We start from the raw sequence: 25,595 nt of genomic DNA, 5'->3' as shown, positions 1-25,595 counted from the left end.
TCATGATTAACTTTTATATCATCAATTTTTATGTTCATCATGGAAACTGTTTTTGAAACATACTCTTTTGCATTTTTGCATGCCAAATCAAAGTCTATTTCTCTTTTAGGTTCTTCTTTTTTTGTGTTTTCTTTTTTTATTCCGTTTTTATCTTTTAATGTTAAAATAACTCTTGCCGGTTTTGAACCCATAAGACCGAAAAGACCTTTTGTTCCTTCATCCAAAATCTTTATTTCAACATCTTCTTTCGAACAATTAAGTTCTTGTAAACCTTTTTCTATAGCATCATTTATATTCTTTCCTGAAAACTCAAGCTCTTTTTGCATTTTTTACCCCCGAGGAATTTTTTTCATATCTTCTTAAAACAAAAATTTGAACGAAAATCGATACTACACTGTTTGTAAGCCAATACAATACAAGTCCTGAAGGAAAACCCCAGAACATTAAAGTAAATATTATAGGCATTATATACATCATTTTTCTTTGAGTAGGATCGGATGTTGCAGTTGTAAGTCTTTGCTGTAAAAACATTATAAAACCCATAATCAAAGGCAACATATTAAATGATATTGAACCCATATAAAACAATGAATCGCTTGCCGACAAATCTTTTACCCATAAAATCCAGGGAGAATATCTTAACTCGTAAGCATTTCTCAATGTTTGGAACAATGCCCAAAAAATAGGAAGTTGTAAAAGCATCGGTAAACATCCGCCGAAAGGATTAACTTTGTGTGTTTTATATAAGTTCATCATTTCCACTTGTAATCTTTTCGGATCGTTTTTATATTTTGTTTGAATATCTTTCATTATAGGTTGAATCTTTTTCATGCCTGCCATAGCTTTAAAGCTTTTTAATGTTAACGGTAACACCAAAATTTGTATTATTATGGTCATTATTATAATTGCCCAACCGTAATTGTTGGTTATACCGTACAATGCAAATAAAGCAGATGTAGCAAGTTTACCTAAAATACCGAAGAAACCGAAATCAACGGCTTTTTCAAAACCCATATTAAATGTTTTTAAATATGAATAAGATTTCGGACCTACAAAAAATTTCAACGAGAAGTTTTGAACTGCTTCTTCCTGTTTTACTTTTGCACTGAACATCAAAACAGGAGGCATTCTTTTGTTTTGTTTAACCATTCCTACATTGGAATAGTTTAATGAATTGTCCGGAATAAGTGCGGCAAGAAAATATCTGTTATCTATTGCTACCCACTTATATAATTGTGCCGGATTGGATTCCGTTTTAATTTTTTCCAACTTTGCCGGTTTTGTTGAAGTGTATCCTACAACTCTTGTAACAGAAACATTTTCTTTTAATTCTTTATCATCTGTTCCGAGCCCCGGTCCCCAATTAAATTCTATTTCGGGAAGTTTTGCGTCTTCACTGAGTTTTTCAAGTTTTATTTCCATTGCATGCAAATAATCTTGAGATAAATCAAAAGTTTTTGTTATTTTCCAGTTCTGCATTGAAGTATGAGACAATACCAACTTTGAATCTGTTTTTTCTACTATTTCATATACGGACCCCGGGAAATTGGCAAGTACCGGAGATGCTTCCGGCAAAACCAAATCAACAAAAGTATTGTTTTGTTCTTTTACATACCAATGTTTTATTGCGGCACCTTTATTTGAAAATACCGCTTTATATTTGTCTGTTTCTATTGTTATTTCTTCTTCTTTAATGTTTTGAATATTAGAAACTACTTCTTGTTTTGAAACAGGTTCGTTACTGATTGTTGTTTGTTGTGAACTTGTTTCTTGAGATTGTGTTACTGTTTGTTGCTGCTGTTGTTGCAACATTTGTTGTTGTTGTGCATCTTGTTTTGGTTGGAAATATAAATACCATGCCAATAAAAAAATGGTTGAAAATAGTACAAACTTAACTGTATTGCTTTGCATTTGATACCTACCTATGCTTATCTTTATTCTTTCGGAACAGGATCATAGCCGCCGTCATTAAACGGATGACACTTTAAAATCCTTTTGACAGATAAGTAAACACCTTTAAATACTCCAAATCTGTCAATTGCTTCATAAGCATAAGCTGAACAAGTGGGGTAAAACCTGCATCTCGGAGGGGTAAGTGATGAAATTTTTCTATATATTCTAATAAGAAAAAGTAAGATCTGTTTCATACTAAACTATATATTATTATAAAATTTTGCACTTTCTAAACAATCTAAAACATCTTTCTTTAGCTTGCTGTACCCTGTCGAAGTAATCTGAGGTTTCAGGATGAATATAACATCCAAACCCGGTGTCAGCTTATGTTTGTTTGTTCTAAAGATTTCTCTTAATCTTCTTTTTGCCGTATTTCTTACTACGGCTTTTCCTACTTTTCTTGATGTTATCAGACCTAATCTTCTAATTTCGTTATTATCTTTTCTCTTTAATACATAAATATTAACAAAAACAGTTTTAAGTTTTTTGCCGTTTTTCAAAACTCTGTTAAAATCTGTAGAAGTATGTAATCTTTCAAGATAACAAAAAGAAAATCCTTTACTACTGCTAAGCATTTTATGCCGAAAGTGTTGCTCTGCCTTTTTTTCTTCTGGCACTCAATACCTTTCTTCCGCCTGCTGTAGCCATTCTGGCTCTGAAACCAATTTTCTTTTTTCTTCTTTCTTTGTTTGGTTGAAAAGTTCTCTTTGTCATTTTAAACCTCTTTAATATTTACAGAATAATTCAATAATTATACTTTAAAAATAATAATATATCAAATTTTTATTAATTTTTATAGGTTGTTGTGCCTTTCAAATGCCAATATTGTGTTGTGTAACAACATCGTTATTGTCATCGGTCCTACTCCTCCCGGAACGGGAGTAATGTTTACATCCATATCTTTTACGGCTTCAAAATCCACATCGCCGTAAAGTTTTTTATCCGCGGCTCTGTTAATACCTACATCTATTACTGTTGCACCGTCTTTAATAAAATCTTTTGTAACGAATTTTGCTTTACCTATTGCGGCAATCAAAATATCCGCTTTTTTTGTAATTTCTTTTAAGTTCTGGGTTCTTGAATGTGCCATTGTTACGGTTGCATTGTTTGCAAGCATAAGCATTGATACAGGTTTTCCCACCAAATTCGATCTTCCCAAAACTACAACATTTTTACCTTGAATATCTATGTTGGAATATTTTAATAAATAAACCACGCCCATAGGTGTACAAGAAACCAACAACTTTTGATCAACAATTTCTTTCCACGATTTTACTAATGTAAGCATACCTGCATTAAAAGGATGTAATCCGTCTACATCTTTATCGGGAGAAATTGAATTTATGCATTTGTCGGGAGTCTGCCCGTTGGGTAAAGGTAACTGTAACAATATTCCGTCAACTTCCGGATTTGCATTTAACTTTTGTATTAAATCTATTATTTCTTCTTGAGTTGCCGTTGCCGGTAACGGATTGTGAAACGACTTTATTCCTACTTGTTCGCATGCCTTTATTTTTGAACCGACATAAACTTTACTTGCGGGATCTTCTCCTACAAGTATTGTTGCAAGGCCCGGAACTCTTGAAGCTTTTTTTGATAGTTCTTCCACTTTATTTTTTAAATCTTGTCTTATTGATTGAGATATTTCTTTGCCGTTAATTATTTTCATAATATATCCTTAATTCAATGAATAATCTATGTATCTTCTGAAAAAGTCCAAGTTTTTGCTGTCACCGTCAATTATTTCCACACCGTACATTTGGTAAAAAACACCTTCGCATATTCTTACGATTTTACCGCTCAACGATATGTTTTGATTAAGAATTACAAGTTCCAAACTGAACTTTTGTCCGATATGAAAACTCGTTTCGCTTTCAAAAGCAAAACCTACTTTTGAAATATCGGTTAAGATACAATCTCCTAAAACTTTTTCAGTTTCAGTTTCTAAAAGATTGGTAGATAATGAAACTAATTGTCTGGGAAATTTTCTTTTTTCTATATCCATTTTTTGTTAAAACAAACAAAAAAATTCAGATTATTTTTATTATATAAAATTTAGAAAAATTTTCAATATATATTATTGAATAAATAATATAAAATTTGTATTTTAATTGTATGGAACAGTTTGTAAGAACAAAATTATTATTAGGCGAACAAAAAATAAAAAAGATATTTGAATCGAAAGTTACCGTTGTAGGTCTTGGAGCGGTAGGAAGTTTTGCCGTTGAAATTTTGGCAAGAGTAGGGGTGGGGAATTTAACTCTTGTTGATTTTGATGTAGTGCAGGAATCTAATATTAACAGACAACTTTATGCATTACATTCAACTATTAATATCAAAAAAGCCGAGCTTGCAAAAAATAGAGTTTTGGATATAAATCCTAACTGTAAAGTAAAAACTTTTGATGTTTTTGTTAATACCGACACTTTGGATACCATATTTTCCGAAACTCCCGACATTGTTATTGATGCAATAGATTCTTATAATCCCAAATTAAGACTTTTGGAATATTGTTACAAACACAATATAAAAATAATTTCTTCCATGGGTGCGGCACTTAAAACAGATCCCTTTTCAATAAAGTATGCGGATTTATTTGAAACTCATCATTGTAAATTGGCAGAAAGATTAAGGGGAGATTTAAGATCTTTAGGAATATCAAAGGGAATTCCCTGTGTGTTTTCGGAACAATCTCCGCAAATAAAACCTATACCTTTACCGGAACAAGAAGGTAAAAAGTACGGTAAAAACGGCGGGCCTAAAATTTTAGGTTCCACACCGGTAATTACCGGAATATTCGGAATCCTTTTGGCAAACAAAGCGATAGAATTGATGTAAATTGACATCGTTAATTATAAATTGTAAATTATAAATTATAAATTACAAAAGGAGGCAGTAAATGAAAAAAGGATTGTTGGCATTATTGTTGGCCGTAGCACTTGTAGCACCTGTTTTTGCAACCGATAAAGGAGCAATGGAAATAGATGCAAAATTGGGATATATCATTGAACCATTAGAATTAGCGACAGAACACGGTAAATACAAATACGCTTATCCCCAAGAATCGACATTTTCTTTAGGAGCAGATTTCTATTATTATTTATTAGATAATATTGGTGCAGGTATAGGTATAAATTATGTTTTTGATAGTAAGTTTGTTGATACCGGCTATGATGGCGCAAAGTTGGGAGCAACAAATATTTATTTGTCTGTAAAACCCGTTTTGGATGTTAATGAAAATAAAATAATAGATAAAGTGTATTTCTTAGGTCAGTTAGGTTTGGGTATTACAAGATATGATGATGGTTGGTGTGATTTTTCGCAAAGCGGTTTGTATTGGGGAATCGGTGCAGGTGTAGAAAAATGTAATGTGATAATTGAACTTTTATATTCCGTAAATTATTGGGTACATAGTGAGAAAGATTGGTCTGATGATTATACTTATACAAACAGAAGATTGGCAATAAATGTAGGTTACAAATTTAACATATAGTCATTGCGAGGCACTGTAAGTGCCGAAGCAATCCATGGTAGTTTAAACCGCGGTAGTATTGTCATCCCGTACTTGATACGGGATCTGTAAAAATAATAAAAAGCAGGAAGATTTTTTCTTCCTGCTTTTTACATTCATTATACATTGTAAATTATACATTGTACATTGTCGTTTCTTCTTCCTGTTTTTTGCTATTAAGTTCTCAATCTTCTGTCGTTATCAACCTATAACCTAAAATTTTGTTTTACAAAAATTTTCCTATTGACAAACATAAAAAATAATATTAAAATCTTGGAAGTTTAATATTGAAACCGTTGATGCGGAGATAAAAATAAGAAATGCACTAACAGCGAGCCTGGGTGGTGAGAAGCAGGCAGTAAGCAGCTTATTAAATGGACCGCAGAGGGTGCAGTCAAAGAGGGTGATGTTTACCCTTGAGTATTCTGCAACGGGAAGGCATCCGTTAGTTGCCGGGGATATGTTGGTATCCTAAATAAGAGTGAGACTACAAGATAAGATTTCAATCATAGATTTTATCTGTTGTTTTTTGGTAGTCTCGAATCAAGGTGGCACCGCGGATAATATAATTCGTCCTTGAAAACAAAATTTTTTGTTTTAGGATGAATTTTTTTTATTTTGAGGTGCTGAAAATGTATATACCGAGTTATGAACAAGCCGTAAGTTTGGCAAAAGGATACAAAACCATTCCTATAAGTTGTCAAATATTCAGTGATATTAAAACTCCCATACAGGTTTTAAAAATCTTAAAATCCGTAAGCAGTCACTGTTATATGCTTGAAAGTTTGGAAGATTCTTCAAAGTGGGGAAGATACACTTTTTTGGGATACGATCCGAAACTTGAATTTACATGTTTAAACGGTGTAATAAAAATAAACGGTGAAATAATATCCAAAAACGATAATCCTAAAAAGTACATAAAAAATATTGTGGAAGAAAACAAAAGTCCTAAAGTTGAAGGGTTACCTACTTTTACCGGCGGACTTGTAGGTTATTTCTCTTACGATTATATAAAATACAGTGAACCGAGTTTGAAGTTGGTTGCAAACGATGACGAAAATTTTAACGATGTCGATTTAATGTTGTTTGATAAAGTTATTGCTTTCGATAATTTAAAACAGAAAATATTTTTAATAGTTAACATTAAAACCGAAAACTTAAAACAAAACTATGATGAAGCCGTTTTGGAACTTAACAAAATGGCAAAACTTATACAGAACGGAGCTGCTTGTGAAGATAAACCGTTAAAAATAAAATCCGGTTTTAGATATTTGTTCAGCAAAGAACAATATTGTGATATGGTAAACAAAATAAAAACATACATAAAAGACGGAGACATTTTTCAGGCGGTATTATCAAACAGAATAGAGGCTGATGTTGAAGGAAGTCTTTTGGATACATACAGAATTTTAAGAACAACAAATCCGTCACCTTACATGTTTTATTTTTGCAGCAAAGATATAGAAATTGCAGGTGCATCACCTGAAACATTGGTAAAACTTAACGACGGAATTTTACACACTTTTCCCTTAGCTGGAACAAGACCGAGAGGAAAAACTCAACAGCAGGATTTACAACTTGAAAAAGAACTTCTTTCGGATAAAAAAGAACTTGCCGAACATAATATGCTTGTGGATTTAGGCAGAAACGATTTGGGTAAAATCAGTAAATTCGGTTCGGTTAAAGTGGAAAAATATATGAGTATAGAAAGATTTTCACATGTTATGCATATCGGTTCAACGGTAAGAGGTGAAATAAGAGATGATAAATCCGCACTTGACGGTATAGATACCGTTCTTCCCGCGGGAACACTTTCAGGTGCGCCTAAAATAAGAGCTTGCCAAATTATAAACGAGTTGGAACAAAATAAAAGAGGTATTTACGGCGGCGCAATAGGATACATAGATTTTTCGGGAAATATGGACACTTGTATTTCCATAAGAATAGCTTTTAAGAAAAATAATAAAGTTTTTGTTCGTTCCGGTGCAGGTATTGTTGCAGACAGTGTTCCCGAAAACGAGTATCAGGAATGTATAAATAAAGCAAAAGCAGTTATAAATGCTTTACAACTTTCTGCCGGAGGTAATGTAAAATGATTTTACTAATAGATAATTATGACAGTTTTGTTTATAACTTGTATCAGTATATCGGTTCTATAAATCCGGATATAACAGTAAGAAGAAATGACGAAATTACAACAGATGAAATAGAAAAATTAAATCCGGAAAAAATAATTTTGTCTCCCGGTCCGGGAAAACCTTCCGATGCGGGAATTTGTATAGACCTGGTAAAAAAATTTGCAGGTAAAATTCCCATTTTGGGAGTTTGTTTGGGACATCAGGCAATATGTGAATCTTTCGGTGCGAAAATATCTTATGCAAAAGAACTTATGCACGGTAAACAGTCTGAAATAGATGTAGATACAAATTGCCCGATATTTGAAGGTCTTGATAAAAAAATTGTTGTCGGCAGATATCATTCTCTTGCTGCATTAAAAGATACATTACCTAAAGAATTAAAGGTTTGTGCAATAAGCAGTGATGATGAAGTTATGGCAGTTTATAATAAAGAAAAAAACATTTATGGTGTTCAATTTCATCCAGAATCGGTACTTACTCCAAACGGATACCAAATGATAAAAAACTTTTTGAGAGGATAAAAAAATGATTAAAGAGGCTATTTTTAAAGCTGTTATGAAACAAAATTTGAGCTTCAAAGAATCTGAAACAGTGTTGGATGAAATAATGAGCGGCAGTGCAAGTCAAATTCAAATGTCGGCTTTTTTAACTGCCATGAGTATGAAAAAAGAAACAATAGAAGAAATTACCGGTGCGGCATCCGGTATGAGAAAACATTGTGTAAAACTTCTTAACGATATGGATATATTGGAAATTGTGGGGACGGGCGGAGATAAATCAAATTCTTTCAATATATCGACAACGTCCGCATTTGTTGTTTCTGCGGCGGGAATACCTATAGCCAAGCACGGAAACAGAGCAGCATCAAGTAAATGCGGAGCAGCAGATGTATTGGAAGCTCTCGGTGCAAAAATAACAATATCACCTGAAAAGAGTAAACAAATTTTAGATAAAATAAATTTTTGTTTCTTGTTTGCACAAAACTATCATATAGCAATGAAATATGTTGCACCGGTAAGAAAAGAGTTGGGTATAAGAACTATATTTAATATTTTGGGACCGTTGGTAAATCCGGCCGGGGCAAGTATGCAGTTGTTGGGTGTTTACGACGAAGATTTAATTGAACCTATGGCACATGTGTTGTCTAATTTAGGTGTAAAAAGTGCTATGGTGGTTTACGGAACAGACGGACTTGACGAAATTTCCGCAAGTTCGGTAACAAAAGTTTGTGAAGTTGTTAACGGTAACTATAAAACTTACGAAATCGAACCGGAACAATTCGGTATGAAAAAGTGTAAAAAGGAAGATTTGTTGGGCGGAACACCGCAGGAAAATGCAAAAATAACAAAAGATATTTTGTCCGGTGCAAAAGGTCCGAAAACAGACGCCGTAATACTAAATTCCGCAGCGGCAATACATGTTGCAAAACCGGAAATTTCAATTGCCGAAGGGGTTAATATTGCAAAAGAAATGATTGAAAGTCAAAAAGCTTTTGTGCAGATGGAAAAATATGTTAAATTATCTAACGAGGAATAAAAATAGAGGATTAGAAGATTAGAAGATTGGCAACGACAGAAAAACAAACAACAAAGAGGATATAAATGATACTTGACGATATAATTGCTAAACAAAAAACAAGAATAGAAAACGAAAAAAAAGAAAAAGATATTGAAACTTTAAAACAGGAAGTTTTGTCTTTGCCTTCAAGTAAAAATTTCTTTTTTGAGAATTCTTTGAAAAACAAAGATTTTGCTTTTATTTGCGAAATAAAAAAAGCGTCACCGTCAAAAGGTGTTATAGTTGAAGATTTTCCTTATACGGATATCGCACAAGAATACGAAAAAGCGGGAGCTTCGGCAATATCGGTTCTTACCGAACCGCACTTTTTTAAAGGTAACGATAAATATTTGAAAGATGTTGCAGATATTGTAAATATTCCTGTTTTAAGAAAAGATTTTATTATTGACGAGTATCAAATATATCAGGCAAAACTTATCGGTGCGGATGCTGTTTTACTTATTTGTGCTGTTCTTGATGAAAGCACTTTAAAAAATTTTGTAAACATTGCAACAAGTTTAAAGTTAAGTTGTCTCGTAGAAACACATAATGAAGAAGAAATTAAAAAAGCATTAAGTTGTAATGCAAAAATAATCGGTATAAATAACAGAGATTTAAAAACATTTAACGTTGATATAAACACATCTTTAAAGTTAAGAAAGTTTATACCGGAAAATAAAATTTTAATTTCGGAAAGCGGAATAAAAACCGCACAAGATATAAAGATGTTAAAGAATGCCGGTTTTAACGGAGCATTAATCGGTGAAAGCATGATGCTGAGCAAAAACAAAGAACAATTTTTGCTTAGTTTAAAGGATGAAAAGGTTAATAGGTGAAAATATGAAGATAGAAATATGCGGATTATTTTCTCTTTCTCCACTGTCATTCCCGCAGGTCGTTAGCGGGAATCTCGCAGTTGAATTTATTTGAGGTAAAATATGACCAAGATAAAAATATGCGGATTATTCAGAGAAGAAGATATCGATTTTGTTAACGAAGCAAAACCGGATTATATCGGTTTTGTGTTTGCAAAAAGTCACAGGCAAGTATCTAAAGAAACCGCAAAAAAATTAAAAAATAAGTTGAACAAAAATATTTTGTCGGTAGGTGTTTTTGTTAACGAAGATATAAACAAAGTCGCAGAAATTTGTAATGAAAATATTATCGATTTCGTTCAACTTCACGGTGATGAAGATGATAAATATATAAGTGATTTAAAAAAAGTTTGTAACAAAAAAATAATTAAAGCCGTAAAAGTAAAAAACGGAGAAGAAATTGTTCGATGGCGAAATTCTCAAGCGGATTTGTTAATGTTTGATGCGGGAATGGGTGAAGGAAAAACATTTGATTGGAGTTTGTTAAAAAGTTTTATAAGACCGTATTTCCTTGCCGGCGGTATCAACGAAAGCAATGTAGAACAGGCAATAAAATTAAATCCGTATTGTATAGATATATCGAGCGGTGTGGAAACAAATAAAGTTAAAGATAAAAATAAAATTTTAAATATAGTCAGGAGAGTAAAAATGAGCAATACAAGGTTTGGAATATACGGCGGGCAATATATTCCCGAAACACTTATGAACGAGATAAAAAATCTTGAAAAGCAGTATGAATATTATAAAAATAATCCCGAATTTACAGATGAGCTAAACACATTGTTAAAAAATTATGCCGGCAGACCGTCTCTTTTATATTATGCCGAAAATATGACAAAAGATTTGGGCGGAGCAAAAATATATTTAAAAAGAGAAGATTTGAATCATACCGGTTCACATAAAATAAATAATGTTTTAGGTCAGGTTCTTCTTGCAAAAAAGATGGGCAAAACAAGAGTAATTGCCGAAACAGGTGCTGGTCAACACGGAGTAGCAACAGCTACTGCTGCCGCACTTTTAGGTATGGAATGTGAAATATTTATGGGTGAAGAAGATACCAAAAGACAAGCATTAAATGTTTACAGAATGAAATTGTTGGGTGCTAAAGTTAATGCGGTAACTTCCGGTACAAAAGTTTTGAAAGATGCCGTAAACGAAGCAATGAGAGAATGGTCTAAAAGAGTAAACGATACTCATTATGTGTTAGGTTCGGTTATGGGACCGCACCCGTTTCCTACGATAGTAAGAGATTTTCAAAGTGTAATAAGTAAAGAAGCAAAACAACAAATTTTGGAATACGAGAAAAAACTTCCTTATGCCGTTGTTGCTTGTGTCGGCGGAGGGAGTAATGCTATGGGAATGTTTTACAATTTTATTGAAGAAAAAAATGTAAAACTTATCGGTTGCGAAGCTGCAGGTAAAGGACTTAATACAGACAAACATGCCGCATCTATTGCCAAAGGCGAAATAGGAATTTTCCATGGAATGAAATCGTATTTCTGTCAGGACAAATACGGACAAATTGCTGAAGTTTATTCGATATCGGCAGGTCTTGATTATCCGGGAATAGGCCCGGAACATGCATACTTGCACGATACCGGCAGAGCGGAATATGTTTCGATTACCGATGAAGAAGCGGTAAGTGCATTTGAATATCTTGCAAGAACAGAAGGCATAATTTGTGCAATAGAAAGTGCACATGCTGTTGCTCATGTAAGAAAAATTGCACCGAAAATAGATAAAAGCGAAAGCATAATAGTTTGCCTTTCGGGAAGAGGCGATAAAGATGTAGCCGCAATTGCAAGATACAGAGGAGAAAAAATATATGAATAGAATAGAATCGGCATTTAAAAATAAAAAAGCATTTATACCGTTTATAACGGCAGGTTATCCGAACATAAACAAAACGGAAGATTTTATTTATAAAATGGTTTCGGCGGGAGCCGACTTAATAGAAATAGGAATACCGTTTTCCGATCCTGTTGCGGAAGGACCGGTTATTCAGGAATCAAGCCAAAAAGCGTTGGCGGCGGGAACAAATCTCGACAATATTTTTGAGCTCGTTAAAAAAGTAAGAAAAACTGTTAACATACCGCTGGTTTTTATGACATATGTTAATCCTGTTTTCAGGTATGGTTACGATAATTTTTTTAAACAATGTTCCGTAATGGGGATAGACGGTATAATTATTCCGGATTTACCTTTTGAAGAAAAAAACGAAATTTCCGAATATGCAAAAAAGTACGGCATAAAAATTGTTTCGTTAATAGCACCTACATCACAGCAAAGAATAGAAGATATTGCTAAAGAAGCGGAAGGATTTTTGTATGTTGTTTCATCCATGGGTGTTACCGGTGTAAGAACCGAAATAAAAACGGATTTAAAATCTATTATAGAATCTGTAAAAAGAGTAACAAATGTTCCTACGGCAATAGGGTTTGGAATACATAGTCCGGAACAAGCAAACAAAATGTCAAAAATTTCAGACGGGGTAATTGTAGGAAGTGCAATAATTAAAATTATAAAACAGTACGGAACAGATGCGGACAGCTATATTTATGATTATGTTAAAAGCATGAAAGATTCCATGAATAATTGATATATACATTAGAATTTTAATTTTATATAATAAAAAAATTAGTTGTAAGGAGAAAAGAAATGATTATAACTCTTAAAAAAAGAGCGACAAAGCAGGAAGAAAAAAAGGTTGTAGAAAAAATTAAAAAATTAGGTTACATACCTCACATATCAAAAGGTAAAGATGTAACCATTATCGGTATGGTTGGTGAATTCGCCGAAAAATATAGCGAACTTTTCGAATCAATGGACGAAGTTGATCATATAAGCGAAATAGAAAAACCATACAAATTAGCATCGAGAGATTTCAAGCAAGAAAATACAATAATAAAACTTCCTTACGGTATAGAAATAGGCGGTAACAAAGTGCCTGTTATAGCCGGCCCTTGCGCAATAGAAAGTAAATCGGTATTGGAAGAAATAGCTAAAATAGTTAAAGACGGCGGCGGAACAATACTCAGAGGCGGAGCATACAAACCGAGATCTTCGCCATACACTTTCCAAGGTTTAGGTGAAAAAGGTTTAAAATTTTTGCACGATGTGGGAGTAAAATATAAAATTCCTACAATAAGTGAAGCTATGGCAGTGGAACAAGTTCCTTTGGTAAGCAAGTATTGCGATATAGTTCAAATCGGTGCAAGAAATGTTCAAAATTACGATTTGTTGAAAGCTTGCGGCAGACAAAAGAAACCTGTTTTATTAAAAAGAGGTATGGCAACAACAATAAAAGAATGGTTGCTTTCCGCAGAATACATTTTGTCTGAAGGAAACAATAATGTTATGTTGTGTGAAAGAGGTATAAGAACATTTGAAACCGCAACAAGATTTACTTTGGATTTAAATGCTGTACCTGTTGTAAAAAAACTCACACATTTACCTGTTGTTCTTGATCCATCACATGGTATAGGAATAAGGGAACATGTTCCTACGATGGCAAAAGCTTCTTTAGCGGCAGGAGCGGATGCAATAGCATTGGAAATTCATCCCAGACCGGAAGAAGCATTGTCGGACGGAGCACAAAGTTTGTTGCCGGATCAATATAAAAAATTATTGTCGGAACTTAAAGTTTTGGCAAAAGCATTGGATAGAGAAATTTAATGAAAACCGTTGCAGTAATAGGCGTAGGTTTAATGGGCGGATCTTTAGGTATTGCCTTGAGACATTTATTTAAAAACGGCTCAAGGCAATACGATGTTATAGGTATAGGAAGAAACATAAAAAACTTAAAACTTGCCAAAGATAAAAATGCCGTTGATTGTTACTCTACAGATATTGCTGCAGCAAAATGTGCCGATATAATTTTTATTTGCAGCCCCGTGGATACTACTGTTGATATTTATAAAAAAATAGCAACATTCGCTAACAAAAAAACTATTGTTTGCGACATAGGCAGTATAAAATATAATGTCGATACAAAAATAAAACAACTTCAACAAAAGAACAAAGATTACCCTGCATTTATAGGGTGTCATCCGATGTGCGGTATAGAACAAAACGGTATAGAGTATGCAAGTTTGGATATTTATAACAATGCCACCGTTGTAATAACCGCAAATCCAAAAGATAAAAATACAAAAATAATAGCTAAATTATGGAAAGATATAGGTTGTAAAACATTTTTTATGTCCGCACAGGAACACGATGAAACCGTCGCTTTTACAAGTCACATTCCTCATATAATAGCATTCAGTTTTTATAAGATGTTCAGAGAAAAAAGAGGTAAAAATAAAAATATAGAAAATTTGGTTGCGGGATCATTTAAAAGTTTAACCAGAGTAGCAAAATCTTCTCCTAATATGTGGATCCCGATATTTTTAAATAACAAAGATAACTTAAAAATTTTATCCGAAGAATTGTGTAAACAAATAAAAGAGTTTGTCGGTACTTTCGGGAATGAAGAAAAACTCAAAGAAATATTGGAAAAAAGTATAAGACAATGAAAATAAATAAAGTATCAAAACTTAACGGAACAATTACCGTTCCGGCAGATAAATCCATTACCCACAGAGCAATAATGTTGTCTTCGCTTGCGACAGGCAAATCTTATATAAATAATTATTTAAAATCCGATGATTGTTTAATGACAATGAATGCATTCAAACAGATGGGTGTGAATATAGAACAAGCCGAAAATTCACTTACAATAACAGGTGCCGGTATTAACGGTTTAAAAAATCCCGTTAAAGAAATTTATGCGGGAAATTCAGGTACAACAACAAGGTTGTTGTCGGGAGTTTTGGCAGGCCAAAAATTTTCATCAACGATTACCGGTGATGCAAGTTTATCTAAAAGGCCGATGAAAAGAATTATTGAACCTTTGTCTTTAATGGGTGCAAATATTACGGCAAAAGAAAATAACTTTTTACCTATGACAATTTCACCGAAAGAAAATTTAAAAGCAATAAGTTATACAAGTCCCGTGGCAAGTGCACAGGTAAAATCTTGCATATTGTTTGCAGGGTTGTATGCGGACGGAACAACAACGGTTACGGAACCGATAAAATCAAGAGATCACAGCGAAAGAATGTTCAAAACTTTCGGTGCGGATATTTCGGTTGACGGGCTATCCGTAAGTGTAAAAAAATGTAACGGGTTGTATGCACAGGAAGTAACGGTTCCCTGCGATATATCTTCTGCAGCATTTTTTATTGTTGCCGGTTTAATTGTTCCAAACTCAAATATAAAAATTTTAAATGTAAATATAAACAAAACAAGAGACGGAATTTTAACAGTCTTAAAAAGTATGGGTGCCGCCATTGTTTTGGATAATGTCAGAACTGTATCGGGTGAAGATGTTGCCGATATAGAAATAAAAACTTCAAAACTTAATTCTACAAGTTTCGGTAAAGAAATAGTGCCTTCATTAATAGATGAAATTCCTATAATAGTTCTTGCGGCTACTCAAGCCGAAGGACAAACCGTTATATCGGGTGCAAAAGAATTAAAAGTGAAAGAAAGTGACAGAATACATTCTGTTGCATCTCAATTAAATAAAATGGGTGCAGATATTAAGGAAACAGATGACGGTTTTATAATAAACGGACCGACAAAACTTAAAGGTGCAACGGTAGACAGTTTTGATGATCACAGAATAGCAATGATGTTATCTATAGCAGGTCTTACAGCGGAAGGTGAAACGGAAATTTTAAACAGCGATTGTGTAAAAATTTCCTTTGCAAATTTTTACGAGGTGTTAAAAAAGATATGCAAATAAGAAAAAGAAGCAGTTTTTTATATTATTTAGGCAAAGTTGTGTTTAAGTTGATGTTCATTCTTATATACAGATGCAAATCTTCCGGGCAGGAAAATATACCCGAAAACACGGGCTTTATAATAGCTCCAAACCATATGAGTTTTTTTGATCCGCCGTTGGCCGGATGTTTTATGAAACAAGACCTTTATTTTATGGCAAAACAAGAACTTTTCGATACTCCGATATTAGGTTCTGTAATAAAAAGAACAAATGCTTTCCCCGTAAAAAGAGGTATGCAGGATATGAGTGCATTCAGAAATGCATTTACTCTTTTGGAAAACAAAAAAGCATTGTTAATGTTTCCGGAAGGTACAAGATCAAAAACGGGCGAGTTAGGTAAAGCAAGACCGGGTGTGGGTATGGTGGCTTGTAATTGTCAGGTGCCTATAGTTCCGGTAAAAATAGTTAATACCAACAATATGAAAAAGTTCAAAAGAATAGAAATAAAGTATGGTAAACCGGTATATCCGCCGAAAGAACATACAAAAGAAGATTATTTAAAAATAGCTCAACAGGTGTTGGACGAAATAAGAGCATTGTAGGGAAAAAAATGGTAAAAATAACAATAGCTAAAAGTGCGGGATTTTGTTTCGGTGTAAAAAGAGCAATAGATTTGGCACAAGATATTGCTTCAAAAAACAGTGATGTTTACACCTTCGGGCCTTTAATACATAATCCGCAGGAAGTTGCAAGATTAGAAAAAGAAAATATTAAAGTTATTGAAGATTATTCGAAAATAGAAAAAGGTGTTTTGGTATTAAGAACACACGGAATTCCTTTAGATATTTACGAAAATTTATCTAAAAAAGAAAATATAAAAATAGTGGATGCTGCCTGCCCTTTCGTAAAAAAAGCACAAGACATAATAAAAGAGTTAAGTAAAGACAGCGAACAAATCGTTATTGTAGGTGAAAAAAAACATCCGGAAGTTGTGGCTCTTGTTTCTTACGGTAAAGGCAAATGTTTGGTTGTTGAAGATAAAAACGATGTTAAAAATGTTAAAAAAACTGATATAATTTATATAGTAAGCCAAACTACACAAAGTCCTAAAAAGTTTGAAGAAATTGTTAATGAGATATCCAAAATATCTCAAGTGAAGGTCTTTAACACTATTTGCAGAGCAACTTTTGACAGACAAAGTGCAGCCGCGAAATTGGCAAAAGAAGTTGATGTAATGATTGTTATAGGCGGTAAAAATTCAGGTAATACTACCCGCTTGTACCAGATTTGTTCTAACATAACAAAAACATATCATATAGAAGATGTCGATGAAATCGAACCCGCTTGGTTCGACAAAGTAGAAGCTGTAGGAATAACGGCAGGTGCTTCAACGCCCGACTGGATTATTGAAAATATTAAAAGGAGGATAAAAGAAATCACAAATTGTTAGAAGGTTAAGATTAGATCACGAAAAGGAGAAGAAGTAAAATGGAAAACAATAATTTAGATAATTTAACGAAGTTTGAAGAAGATGAAAGTATCAGTATGGCAGATTTGTTAGGCCCTGAAACAAAAATGGGGCTCAGCAGAGGTCAGATATTGGATGTTGTAATCGTTGCCGAAACCGATGACGGTTTTATGGTGGATTTAGGTATGAAATCGGAAGGTATAATACCTAAATCCGAATTTGAAAACAACGAAATTCCCAAAGAGTTGGCAGTAGGTGCAACAGTAAAAGTATTTGTAAAAAATGCCGTAGGAAGAATACAACTTTCTTACAGAGAAGTTTTGGAAAAACAAGCTTGGGATAAAGTAGAAGAAATATTCAAAAACAAACAAACAATAAAAGGAACAATAAAGAAATCAATTAAGGGCGGATTTATTGTTGATGTCGGAGTAAATGCTTTCTTGCACATTTCGCAAGTAGATACATCTTTTGTTAACAATCCGGAAAAGTATATCGGTAAAATTTTTGAGTTTGCAATTACCGAATTTGACAGATACGATAAGAAAATAACGTTATCAAGAAGAAAACTTTTGGAAGATGAAAAAAGAGCAAAAAGAGAACAAATGTTTGCAACATTAACCGAAGGTCAAATATTGGACGGAACAGTAAAAAAAATTATTCCTTCGGCAGCATTTGTAGATTTGGGCGGAGTAGACGGATTTTTGCATATCGGCGAACTTGCTTGGTACAAAGTTAAAAAAGTTGAAGATATTTTGCATGTAGGCCAAATAGTAAGAGTTCAAATATCTAAAATAGATAAAGAAAACGAAAAGATTTCTTTAAGTATGAAACAACTTGCAGTTAACCCTTGGGACAGTGCAGGGGAAAAATATATTGCAGGTCTTATAATGAAAGGTAAAGTTACTTCAATAATGCCTTACGGAGCATTTGTTGAACTTGAAAAAGGTGTTGAAGGCCTTTTACCCGTAGCGGAATATGCTTGGAACGATGCAGAACATTTGTTCAAGAGCGAAGTTAAAGAAGGGCAGGAAATAGAAGTTAAAATTGTAAGTTGCGATAAAGAAACAAAGAAGATTTCTTTGTCCGTAAAACAAATGAAACCTAACCCATGGGAAGAAACCGCAAGACATTATGTTCCGGGAACAAAAGTTAAAGGTATAGTAAAAAATATTACACCGTTCGGTGCATTTGTAAAATTGCCGGAAGGTGTTGAAGGTCTTATACATATAAGTGATTTTTCTTGGTTTAAAACAACAAAGTTCCCTGAAGATTTCTTGAAAAAAGGTCAGGAAGTTGAAGTTGTTGTTTTATCTGTTAATACACAAAACGAAAAAATTGCATTATCTTTAAAACATTTAACTGAAGATCCTTATAAAAAATATAAACTCGGAACAACCGTTAAAGGTAAAGTTGTAAGAGTTGCGGAATTTGGCGTATTTATTGAAGTTGAACCGAAAATCGAAGTATTAATCAAGAGAACCGAATTATCTTTTGAAAATAAAATCGGCGAGCTTCCTAAAGAAGGGGAAGAAATAGAAGCAAAAATCATTAAGGCCGATTTAAGAGAAAGAAAGTTGGAAGCTTCAATTAAGAAATTTGAAAAAGCTCAGGAAAAAGAGTTGATAAAACAATTCTCTTCAAACGATGAAAAACCGACACTCGGCGACATATTACAGGAAGAGGAATAATTTTGATAGATTATTTTAAAGGAACATTATCTTATAAAACTTTAAATACCGCAGTTGTGGAAGTTGCAGGTATCGGTTATAGTATTTCCATAACTGCGGATACATTTAATAAGTTGCCTACCGACGGTAATCAGGTAAAACTGTACATTATAGAATCTACAGGAATGTATGGCGGAGTAATTTCTTATTACGGCTTTTTAACCAGAGAAGAAAGAGATATGTTCGTTTTAATAAAAGATGAAGTTCCTTCAACAGGTGCTAAAAAAGCTATGGAATATCTCGATAAGATTTCAAAATCGTTTGCGGATTTTCAAGCTGCGGTAATGAAAAGAGATGTTTCTATGCTTAGCGGAATTTTCGGGTTTACCAAGAAAACTGCGGAAAAGTTGGTAGCCGCATTAAAAGATAAAATAGCAAATGTTACCGTAAAAGATTCCGCAAAGTGGAGCAATATCGATGCGGGTTCTTCTTCTTCGGAAGCGGTAGCCGCACTTGTGGCATTAGGTTATAAAGAAACCGATGCAAGAGAAGTTGTAAATAAAGTAGCAAACGAAAATAAAGATTTTTCAGTAGAACAAATAATTACGGAAGCATTAAAAAAATTGTAAAACAATTTTTTTGAGGTATAGAAGTATAGAGGTATAGAAGTATAGAAACGACAACTGCAAAAACAAAACAGGTTGTCATCCCGGACTTGATCCGGGATCTCGCAGTTAAGTTGTTTCCATACATCAAAAAATCACAAAGTGATTTTTTTAAGGACAATATGAATAACGAAGAAAACAGAATAATAGATCCGGAAAATTTATCTTCGGAAGAAAGACTTGAAAATTCGTTAAGACCTAAATATCTTGACGAGTTTATCGGTCAACAAAAACTTAAAAATAATTTAAAGGTTTTTATTGAAGCATCTAAAAAAAGAAACGAACCTTTGGATCATTGTTTGTTTTATGCTCCTCCGGGACTCGGAAAAACAACGCTTGCACATATTATTGCAAAAGAAATGGGCGGAAATTTAAGAACAACGTCAGGTCCGGTTCTTGAAAGAGTGGGGGATTTGGCGGCAATTTTAACTAACCTTTCGGAAGGTGACGTTTTCTTTATAGATGAAATTCACAGGATGAACCATTTGGTGGAAGAAGCCCTTTATCCGGCAATGGAAGATTTTGAACTTGATATTATTATCGGGCAAGGACCTTCTGCAAAAACGATAAAGCTCCCTGTCCCGAAATTTACGTTGATAGGTGCAACTACAAGAGCAGGAATGCTTTCCAGCCCTTTAAGAGACAGGTTCGGTATAATAGAACATTTGAACTATTATGATAGTGACGAACTTGTACAAATAGTTAAAAGGTCAAGTTCTATAATTAACGTTAAAACAGATGAAGAAGGTGCACTTGAAATTGCAAGAAGATCAAGAGGTACACCGAGAATCGTTAACAGATTATTAAAAAGAGTTAGAGATTTTGCCGAAATAAAAACCGGTGGTATAATAAATAAACAAATAGCAAAAGAAGGCCTTGATGCTTTAGGAATAGACGATATCGGTCTTGATAAAATGGATAGACTTTTACTTACCACCATGATAGAAAAGTTTTCCGGCGGTCCTGTAGGTCTTGATACTATGGCAGTTTCCGTTAGCGAAGATGCAGATACAATATCCGATGTTTATGAACCTTACCTTATACAGTTGGGTTTTCTTGCAAGAACACCCAGAGGCAGAGTGGTTACCGATTTGGCATACAAACATTTAAATATTCCTATACCTAAAAAATTTAATAATCAAAAAGAGTTGTTTTAATATGGAAAAGATTTTGTTACATACATGTTGTGCACCGTGCAGTGCATCAACAATAACATTATTGCAGGAATACGAAATAGTAAGTTTATGGTTTAATCCGAACATTTATCCGTTAAAAGAACATTTGGCAAGATACGATACTTGGAACAAGTATATGGATTTGTTAAATATTCAAAAAATGGAAATAAAAGCCGATTGGTTGGATAATGAAACGAAATACGAAGACCTTTGGCTTAACGATGCTGTTAAATGTGATAAAGGCAGATGTTATTATTGTTATTTAAAAAGATTAGAAAAAACGGTGGAAACAGCAAAACAAACCGGTATAAAAAACTTTTCAACAACATTACTTTCCAGCCCGTACCAGAAACATGATGTTATAAAACAAATGTGCGAAGAACTGGCAGAAAAAAACGGGCTAAATTTCGTTTATGTGGATCCACGAAAGATTCATTATGACGGTGTTCATAAAATAAAAAAACTTGGGTTATATAGCCAAAGATATTGTGGATGTAAGCTTAGTATAAGATGATTAATTTTATTTAGTGCTGAGCAACTTTATCTTTTGAATTATAACTTTGCATTTAGCTCCTTTATGTACCATCCGCTACCGCTTACATTTCAGTACACTGCAGTCGCTAAATGCTTTGTTCTAATTCAAAATTTTGAAAGTCTTCAAGAGCAACCAACGACAACAACTGCAGTCGGCAAATATTTTGGTATAATTTAAAATCTTAAAATCCTTTGAGAGTCAAGAATAAGGAATATAAAAAAGAGTTGCTTTAATGAAACAGATAATATTGAGTTATGAATTTGTATTAATTTTTTTTGCGTGTTTTATGATGTTTTTATTAATATCAATGTTCATAAAATATAAAACAATAAAATAGAATATTTTGTATATACTTTAATTTTTGATCATGTTATCAGGAATTTTAATTACGAAGATAAATATTATCGTATAGACGGATTTTTATATAAAAATAATAAAAAATGTATACCGACAACTATAGGAAAAATAAAATATATTTTTGCGAGAAGTTATATATTTAGAAAAATCTTTGTCCCGATTATAAACGAATGGTTTGAAAAATATTATAAAGATTATTTGATAAACAGTTTGAAACAGATAAACAGAATAGTTGAAGAAAAATATAATTCAAAGTTGGTAATAATATGGAATGACCATCAAGAAAAGTACAAAAGATTATGTTAAAAATTGAAAGAAACAGATTTGGATTTAATCTTTTTACCGGAATATTTTAATGACAAAAGAACTTATAAATTAGAACATGACGGACATCCTATGGTAAAAGCAAACGAAGAAATTGCAGAAATACTATATAAGCATATAAAAGAAAAAGATAAAACAATTTTATTGGATATTTAATTTATAGGTTTACTTTATTATTGAATCATTTATATTATTATACTTTTCATATTCATCAAATTCATTAGGTTGGTTATTATTTTGTTTCGGAAAATTCATATTTTGTTCATCTGATTTAGGTTGTTGTTTTCTTCGCACCGGTATTTTTACATTTTTCCCTTCTTTTAGAATCCAAATATAGCTATTCATAAAAATAATTACAAATAATCCTGATATTATTGTAACAAATGCTCCGATAAACAAGTTAGTTGTGTTTCTTATTTTAAAAGTATAATTTAATTTCCTTTTTATAACAGTATTCATTCGTGATAACAATTTTTTATCAGGATCTGAATCGATAGGAATAATAGTATATTGGTGTCCATTGTCATATTCAAGTGCTAACACAGAATTTGGGGAACTACTACCGGTAGCTTCAAATGCTAAAATGGCTTGTTTTACATCATATAAATCTTTATTAATTTTTTTTAATGGTGGAAAAAGTTCTCTTTTACTTACATGCGCTATTACAATATTATTATGGGTTTCAAAGTTTACTTTTATTGGGATAATATTTAATAAGAAAAATATAACACCAAATACAAAAAGAACAAGCATCAAACATTTAAAAGTAAGAATTCTAAAATTAAGACGATTTAAAAGTATATCGGATAAAGTTATCTTTTCCATATTCTTATTATATATATTTTTTACTTTCTATGGTTTGAAATTCGAATCTGTATTTCTGTTTAACATCCGGATACTTCTTGTGGTCAACTTCCGAAGTGAACATATCGTAAGGTCTTATATATAAACTTGTATCTCCGTACAAAGCTCTGTATACTACATACTTTTCACCCGTTTCACTGTGAGTTGCAATATCTTCCACTAAATAATAATCACCTTTAAAATGTTTATATATCCCTTTTTTCAGTTCCATAATTTTATCCTTGTTAGCTAAGTTTTTTGCTGATTTCGCAAAAAACATCCTCAACGGAAACAAGTTTCATACAATCAACCTTAGTACAAGTCCTGTTCCTGCACGGTTGACAAGGCACCTTCTTTTGAATAACCGTAGTGTTTCCTTTGAAAGGTCCCGTTCTTTTAGCATCTGTCGGACCTAAAATTGCAACTGCGGGAACTTTGAGTGCTGTTGCTATATGCATAGGACCTGCTTCGTTTGCCAAAAACAAACTTGCAAGTTTAAATATTGCCATCAACTGCTTTAATGTCAGTTTGCCTGTAAGGTTTACTATCTTTTTAGTTTTAGATAAAGATATTATTTCTTCATCAAGCCCTTTTTCACTTGCACCGCCTTCTTTACCGCCGATAAGCATAACAGTAACATCGTAATTTTCATTTATCAAATCTATTGTTTGTGCAAACTTGTCGCTTTGCCATCTTCTTGATATCCAACCGCCGCCGGGATGAACCAAAACAATCTTTTTATCTAAATTAACATTTTCTTTTTTTAATATTTCTTTTACTTCGTTAATATATTTTTCATCTACATGCAAACTGTATTCCAAGTTGTCCGTATCAACCGGGCAACCGAGATATTTTGCAACTGCCAAATGTCTTTCAATACAATGAGTGTTAACACTTTCAGGTTTAATTTCTTTTGAAAACAACCATGAAAGTTCTCTCATTCCGTTTGTGGATGATGAAGCAAGTTTATATTTTGCACCTGCCATTTTAACTATAAATGCGGATTTAAAAAGGCCGTGAAAATCGATACTTAAATCAAACTTTTCCGCTCTTAAAAGTTTGTACATCTTTTTTAAATATGAAAGAGTTATATGTCTCCTGTCGAACACTATTAAGTTATCAATTAACGGATTATCTTTTATTATGTCCGCACATCTTTCATCGGCTATCCAACTGATATGTACGTTAGGGTAAGTTTTTTTTATTTGTGTAACAGCAGGTAAAGCAAATATTATATCGCCCATTCTGCTCGGTTGAACTATCAATATTTTAGGTTTTGAACCGTTTTTTAAAAGTTCTATAATTTCGTTTGCCATTATAAATACTCTTTAATTATTTTAATGTTTTTTTCTATAGCACCTTTTTGACTTTTCACTACTTCCAAAGCTTTTTTGCCGGTTTCTTGTCTAAGTTCTTTATCGTTTAAAAGTTTTATCGCAGTTTCGTAAAATTCTTCTTTAGTGTTTATTTCAAAAGCTCCGTTATCTTTTAACGATGCGGATTCATTTTCAAAATTGTACATATATTTTCCGAAAATTATCGGTTTGGAATAAGCTGCCGCTTCTATAGGGTTTTGTCCGCCTTTGTTTACCATGGAACCGCCTATAAAAACTATATCGGATATTGAATAAATAGTTTGCAATTTCCCGAACACATCTATAATAATTACATCTTTTTTCTTATCGGTTAACTTTGAAAACAGTTCAAAAGATAAATTGTTCTTCTTTATTAAAGAAGAAATCTTGTTTACTCTTGCGATGTGTCTCGGTGCAATAATTAATTTTAAGTTTGTAAAAATATTTTTCAGTTGTACGAATATTTTCAGCAGTATTGCTTCTTCGCCTTCTCTTGTGCTGCCTGCGGTTAAAATTAAATCGTTATCTGCAAGGAACAAATCTCCTTTTGTTATTGTTTCACTTGTAAAATCTCTGTCGTATTTTATGTTTCCGGTAATACCTACTTTATCTTTGTTGTCCGTTAAAGAAACAAACCTTTTATAATCATGTTCGTTTCTAACGGAAATGTAATCTATAAGTGTTAAAAAAGGTTTCCAAAAAAACTTTGTTAATCTGTAATAAGGATATGCACCTTTGGAAATTCTACCGTTGACCGTTATTATTTTTGTTCCTAATTTATTCGCACAAGTTATCATACTCGGCCAAAATTCCGTTTCTATAAGTATAAGAACATCCGGTTTAATCTTTTTTAGTATTGAAGAAATAAACGGATAAACATCTACAGGTGCAAGAGCAAAATAAGAAATTCCTTTAATTTTAGCAACATATTCTCTTGCAGATTTTGTTATTGTGGAAACTATGATATTGTTTCCTTGTAAGTGAGGTATCATCGGTTCAACTGCTTTTGCTTCACCTAAAGAAGCACAATGTATCCAAACGGTTTTTTTTGTTTTGTCGAGTTGAGGAATGTTCCATTGTGAAAGTCTTTCTTTAATACAATAAAAGAATTCCTGACGATTTTTTTTACCTGCCAAAACAATCGCCAAAAGTATAGGAACCAAAAATATTAAAAGTAAACAATTATAAAAAACAAGTAATATGTTAAGCATTACCAAAAAACCGGATAATAATTTTTACTATTATATATAAAACAGCCATTAAAGGCAACTTGGAAGAATAGAAGATTGGAAGAATAGAAGATTGGAAGCTAAGATGTAAAAATCACTATGTGATTTTTGTTTGTAAATAGAGTTTTTACAAAGTAAAAAATCAATTTTCCTTCTATTCCTCTAATATTCCA

General features: G+C 32.8%; 29 protein-coding genes. 18 read left to right on the top strand and 11 right to left on the bottom strand.

The window, feature by feature from the left end:
* From B2Y85_RS04925 to B2Y85_RS04895, 7 genes are all read right to left on the bottom strand, one after another.
* Positions 1-326: Jag N-terminal domain-containing protein (locus B2Y85_RS04925; protein WP_372519362.1), on the bottom strand; the 326-nt coding region annotated here is incomplete at its 3' end.
* Complete coding sequence (gene yidC / locus B2Y85_RS04920) at positions 310-1,911, bottom strand: membrane protein insertase YidC (protein WP_372519361.1); 1,602 nt, start codon at positions 1,909-1,911, stop codon at positions 310-312. The genes yidC and B2Y85_RS04925, both read right to left, overlap by 17 nt.
* A 23-nt stretch (positions 1,912-1,934) precedes the next feature.
* Complete coding sequence (gene yidD / locus B2Y85_RS04915; protein WP_372519360.1) at positions 1,935-2,147, bottom strand: membrane protein insertion efficiency factor YidD; 213 nt, start codon at positions 2,145-2,147, stop codon at positions 1,935-1,937.
* Between the two features lie 6 nt (positions 2,148-2,153).
* Positions 2,154-2,528 carry a ribonuclease P protein component gene (rnpA, locus tag B2Y85_RS04910; RefSeq protein ID WP_372519359.1) on the bottom strand — a complete coding sequence of 125 codons (375 nt, stop codon included), beginning with the start codon at positions 2,526-2,528 and terminating at the stop codon, positions 2,154-2,156.
* A gap of 1 nt (position 2,529) precedes the next feature.
* Positions 2,530-2,667 (bottom strand): 50S ribosomal protein L34, encoded by a 138-nt coding sequence (gene rpmH / locus B2Y85_RS04905; protein WP_372519358.1) that lies wholly within the window; start codon positions 2,665-2,667, stop codon positions 2,530-2,532.
* Between the two features lie 79 nt (positions 2,668-2,746).
* Positions 2,747-3,622 carry a bifunctional methylenetetrahydrofolate dehydrogenase/methenyltetrahydrofolate cyclohydrolase FolD gene (folD, locus tag B2Y85_RS04900; protein WP_372519357.1) on the bottom strand — a complete coding sequence of 292 codons (876 nt, stop codon included), beginning with the start codon at positions 3,620-3,622 and terminating at the stop codon, positions 2,747-2,749.
* Between the two features lie 9 nt (positions 3,623-3,631).
* Positions 3,632-3,958 carry a PilZ domain-containing protein gene (locus B2Y85_RS04895; RefSeq protein ID WP_372519356.1) on the bottom strand — a complete coding sequence of 109 codons (327 nt, stop codon included), beginning with the start codon at positions 3,956-3,958 and terminating at the stop codon, positions 3,632-3,634.
* 110 nt (positions 3,959-4,068) lie between these two features.
* Here B2Y85_RS04895 and B2Y85_RS04890 point away from each other — a divergent pair, with 110 nt between their 5' ends.
* The 18 genes from B2Y85_RS04890 to B2Y85_RS04805 all read left to right on the top strand — a co-directional run bounded on the left by B2Y85_RS04890 (position 4,069) and on the right by B2Y85_RS04805 (position 22,151).
* Positions 4,069-4,791, top strand: coding sequence for a tRNA threonylcarbamoyladenosine dehydratase (locus B2Y85_RS04890; RefSeq protein WP_372519355.1), 723 nt, complete (start codon positions 4,069-4,071; stop codon positions 4,789-4,791).
* 61 nt (positions 4,792-4,852) lie between these two features.
* Positions 4,853-5,446, top strand: a complete 594-nt coding sequence (locus B2Y85_RS04885; RefSeq protein ID WP_372519354.1) for an outer membrane beta-barrel protein — start codon at positions 4,853-4,855, stop codon at positions 5,444-5,446.
* 650 nt (positions 5,447-6,096) lie between these two features.
* Positions 6,097-7,560: an anthranilate synthase component I gene (trpE, locus tag B2Y85_RS04880; RefSeq protein WP_372519353.1), complete on the top strand. Its 1,464-nt coding sequence runs from the start codon at positions 6,097-6,099 to the stop codon at positions 7,558-7,560.
* Positions 7,557-8,123: an anthranilate synthase component II gene (locus B2Y85_RS04875; RefSeq protein WP_372519352.1), complete on the top strand. Its 567-nt coding sequence runs from the start codon at positions 7,557-7,559 to the stop codon at positions 8,121-8,123. The genes trpE and B2Y85_RS04875 overlap by 4 nt, the downstream gene beginning before the upstream one ends.
* A 4-nt stretch (positions 8,124-8,127) precedes the next feature.
* Positions 8,128-9,138, top strand: a complete 1,011-nt coding sequence (gene trpD, locus B2Y85_RS04870; protein WP_372519351.1) for an anthranilate phosphoribosyltransferase — start codon at positions 8,128-8,130, stop codon at positions 9,136-9,138.
* A gap of 65 nt (positions 9,139-9,203) precedes the next feature.
* Positions 9,204-9,995 carry an indole-3-glycerol phosphate synthase TrpC gene (trpC, locus tag B2Y85_RS04865; RefSeq protein WP_372519350.1) on the top strand — a complete coding sequence of 264 codons (792 nt, stop codon included), beginning with the start codon at positions 9,204-9,206 and terminating at the stop codon, positions 9,993-9,995.
* Between the two features lie 102 nt (positions 9,996-10,097).
* On the top strand, positions 10,098-11,867 hold the full coding sequence (trpB, locus tag B2Y85_RS04860; protein ID WP_372519349.1) for a tryptophan synthase subunit beta: 1,770 nt from the start codon (positions 10,098-10,100) through the stop codon (positions 11,865-11,867).
* Positions 11,860-12,633, top strand: coding sequence for a tryptophan synthase subunit alpha (gene trpA / locus B2Y85_RS04855; RefSeq protein ID WP_372519348.1), 774 nt, complete (start codon positions 11,860-11,862; stop codon positions 12,631-12,633). Before trpB ends, trpA begins: the two co-directional genes overlap by 8 nt.
* Before the next feature lie 59 nt (positions 12,634-12,692).
* Positions 12,693-13,709 carry a 3-deoxy-7-phosphoheptulonate synthase gene (aroF, locus tag B2Y85_RS04850; RefSeq protein WP_372519347.1) on the top strand — a complete coding sequence of 339 codons (1,017 nt, stop codon included), beginning with the start codon at positions 12,693-12,695 and terminating at the stop codon, positions 13,707-13,709.
* On the top strand, positions 13,709-14,551 hold the full coding sequence (locus B2Y85_RS04845) for a prephenate dehydrogenase (protein WP_372519346.1): 843 nt from the start codon (positions 13,709-13,711) through the stop codon (positions 14,549-14,551). The genes aroF and B2Y85_RS04845 overlap by 1 nt, the downstream gene beginning before the upstream one ends.
* Complete coding sequence (gene aroA / locus B2Y85_RS04840) at positions 14,548-15,825, top strand: 3-phosphoshikimate 1-carboxyvinyltransferase (RefSeq protein WP_372519345.1); 1,278 nt, start codon at positions 14,548-14,550, stop codon at positions 15,823-15,825. Before B2Y85_RS04845 ends, aroA begins: the two co-directional genes overlap by 4 nt.
* A complete protein-coding gene (locus B2Y85_RS04835; RefSeq protein ID WP_372519344.1) occupies positions 15,816-16,406 on the top strand; it encodes a lysophospholipid acyltransferase family protein in 591 nt (196 codons plus the stop codon). The genes aroA and B2Y85_RS04835 overlap by 10 nt, the downstream gene beginning before the upstream one ends.
* Positions 16,407-16,414: 8 nt before the next feature.
* Complete coding sequence (locus tag B2Y85_RS04830) at positions 16,415-17,254, top strand: 4-hydroxy-3-methylbut-2-enyl diphosphate reductase (protein ID WP_372519343.1); 840 nt, start codon at positions 16,415-16,417, stop codon at positions 17,252-17,254.
* Between the two features lie 38 nt (positions 17,255-17,292).
* Positions 17,293-18,960, top strand: a complete 1,668-nt coding sequence (locus tag B2Y85_RS04825) for a 30S ribosomal protein S1 (RefSeq protein ID WP_372519342.1) — start codon at positions 17,293-17,295, stop codon at positions 18,958-18,960.
* Between the two features lie 2 nt (positions 18,961-18,962).
* Positions 18,963-19,568, top strand: a complete 606-nt coding sequence (ruvA, locus tag B2Y85_RS04820; RefSeq protein WP_372519341.1) for a Holliday junction branch migration protein RuvA — start codon at positions 18,963-18,965, stop codon at positions 19,566-19,568.
* 158 nt (positions 19,569-19,726) lie between these two features.
* Complete coding sequence (gene ruvB, locus B2Y85_RS04815) at positions 19,727-20,761, top strand: Holliday junction branch migration DNA helicase RuvB (RefSeq protein WP_372519340.1); 1,035 nt, start codon at positions 19,727-19,729, stop codon at positions 20,759-20,761.
* 1 nt (position 20,762) lies between these two features.
* Positions 20,763-21,293 (top strand): epoxyqueuosine reductase QueH, encoded by a 531-nt coding sequence (locus B2Y85_RS04810; protein ID WP_372519339.1) that lies wholly within the window; start codon positions 20,763-20,765, stop codon positions 21,291-21,293.
* 687 nt (positions 21,294-21,980) lie between these two features.
* Entirely contained in the window at positions 21,981-22,151 is a 171-nt protein-coding gene (locus B2Y85_RS04805) for a hypothetical protein (RefSeq protein WP_372519338.1), read from the top strand.
* A gap of 9 nt (positions 22,152-22,160) precedes the next feature.
* Here B2Y85_RS04805 and B2Y85_RS04800 read toward each other — a convergent pair whose 3' ends face one another.
* Genes B2Y85_RS04800 through B2Y85_RS04785 form a run of 4 tightly spaced genes read right to left on the bottom strand, consistent with a single transcriptional unit; the run spans position 22,161 to position 25,404 of the window.
* The gene (locus tag B2Y85_RS04800; RefSeq protein WP_372519337.1) at positions 22,161-22,820 is read right to left on the bottom strand and encodes a hypothetical protein; all 660 of its coding nucleotides are present in this window, start codon (positions 22,818-22,820) and stop codon (positions 22,161-22,163) included.
* Positions 22,821-22,827: 7 nt separating this feature from the next.
* On the bottom strand, positions 22,828-23,070 hold the full coding sequence (locus B2Y85_RS04795) for a DUF1653 domain-containing protein (protein WP_372519336.1): 243 nt from the start codon (positions 23,068-23,070) through the stop codon (positions 22,828-22,830).
* Positions 23,071-23,083: 13 nt separating this feature from the next.
* The gene (waaF, locus tag B2Y85_RS04790) at positions 23,084-24,154 is read right to left on the bottom strand and encodes a lipopolysaccharide heptosyltransferase II (protein ID WP_372519335.1); all 1,071 of its coding nucleotides are present in this window, start codon (positions 24,152-24,154) and stop codon (positions 23,084-23,086) included.
* A complete protein-coding gene (locus B2Y85_RS04785) occupies positions 24,154-25,404 on the bottom strand; it encodes a 3-deoxy-D-manno-octulosonic acid transferase (protein ID WP_372519334.1) in 1,251 nt (416 codons plus the stop codon). Before B2Y85_RS04785 ends, waaF begins: the two co-directional genes overlap by 1 nt.
* Between the last annotated feature and the right edge of the window lie 191 nt (positions 25,405-25,595).

The organism is Candidatus Ruminimicrobiellum ovillum (assembly GCF_002392975.1).
GTDB classification, from domain to species: Bacteria; Elusimicrobiota; Endomicrobiia; order Endomicrobiales; family Endomicrobiaceae; genus Ruminimicrobiellum; species Ruminimicrobiellum ovillum.
Note: the sequence above shows the minus strand (reverse complement) of the source record. Positions and strands in the feature narration are given on the sequence as shown.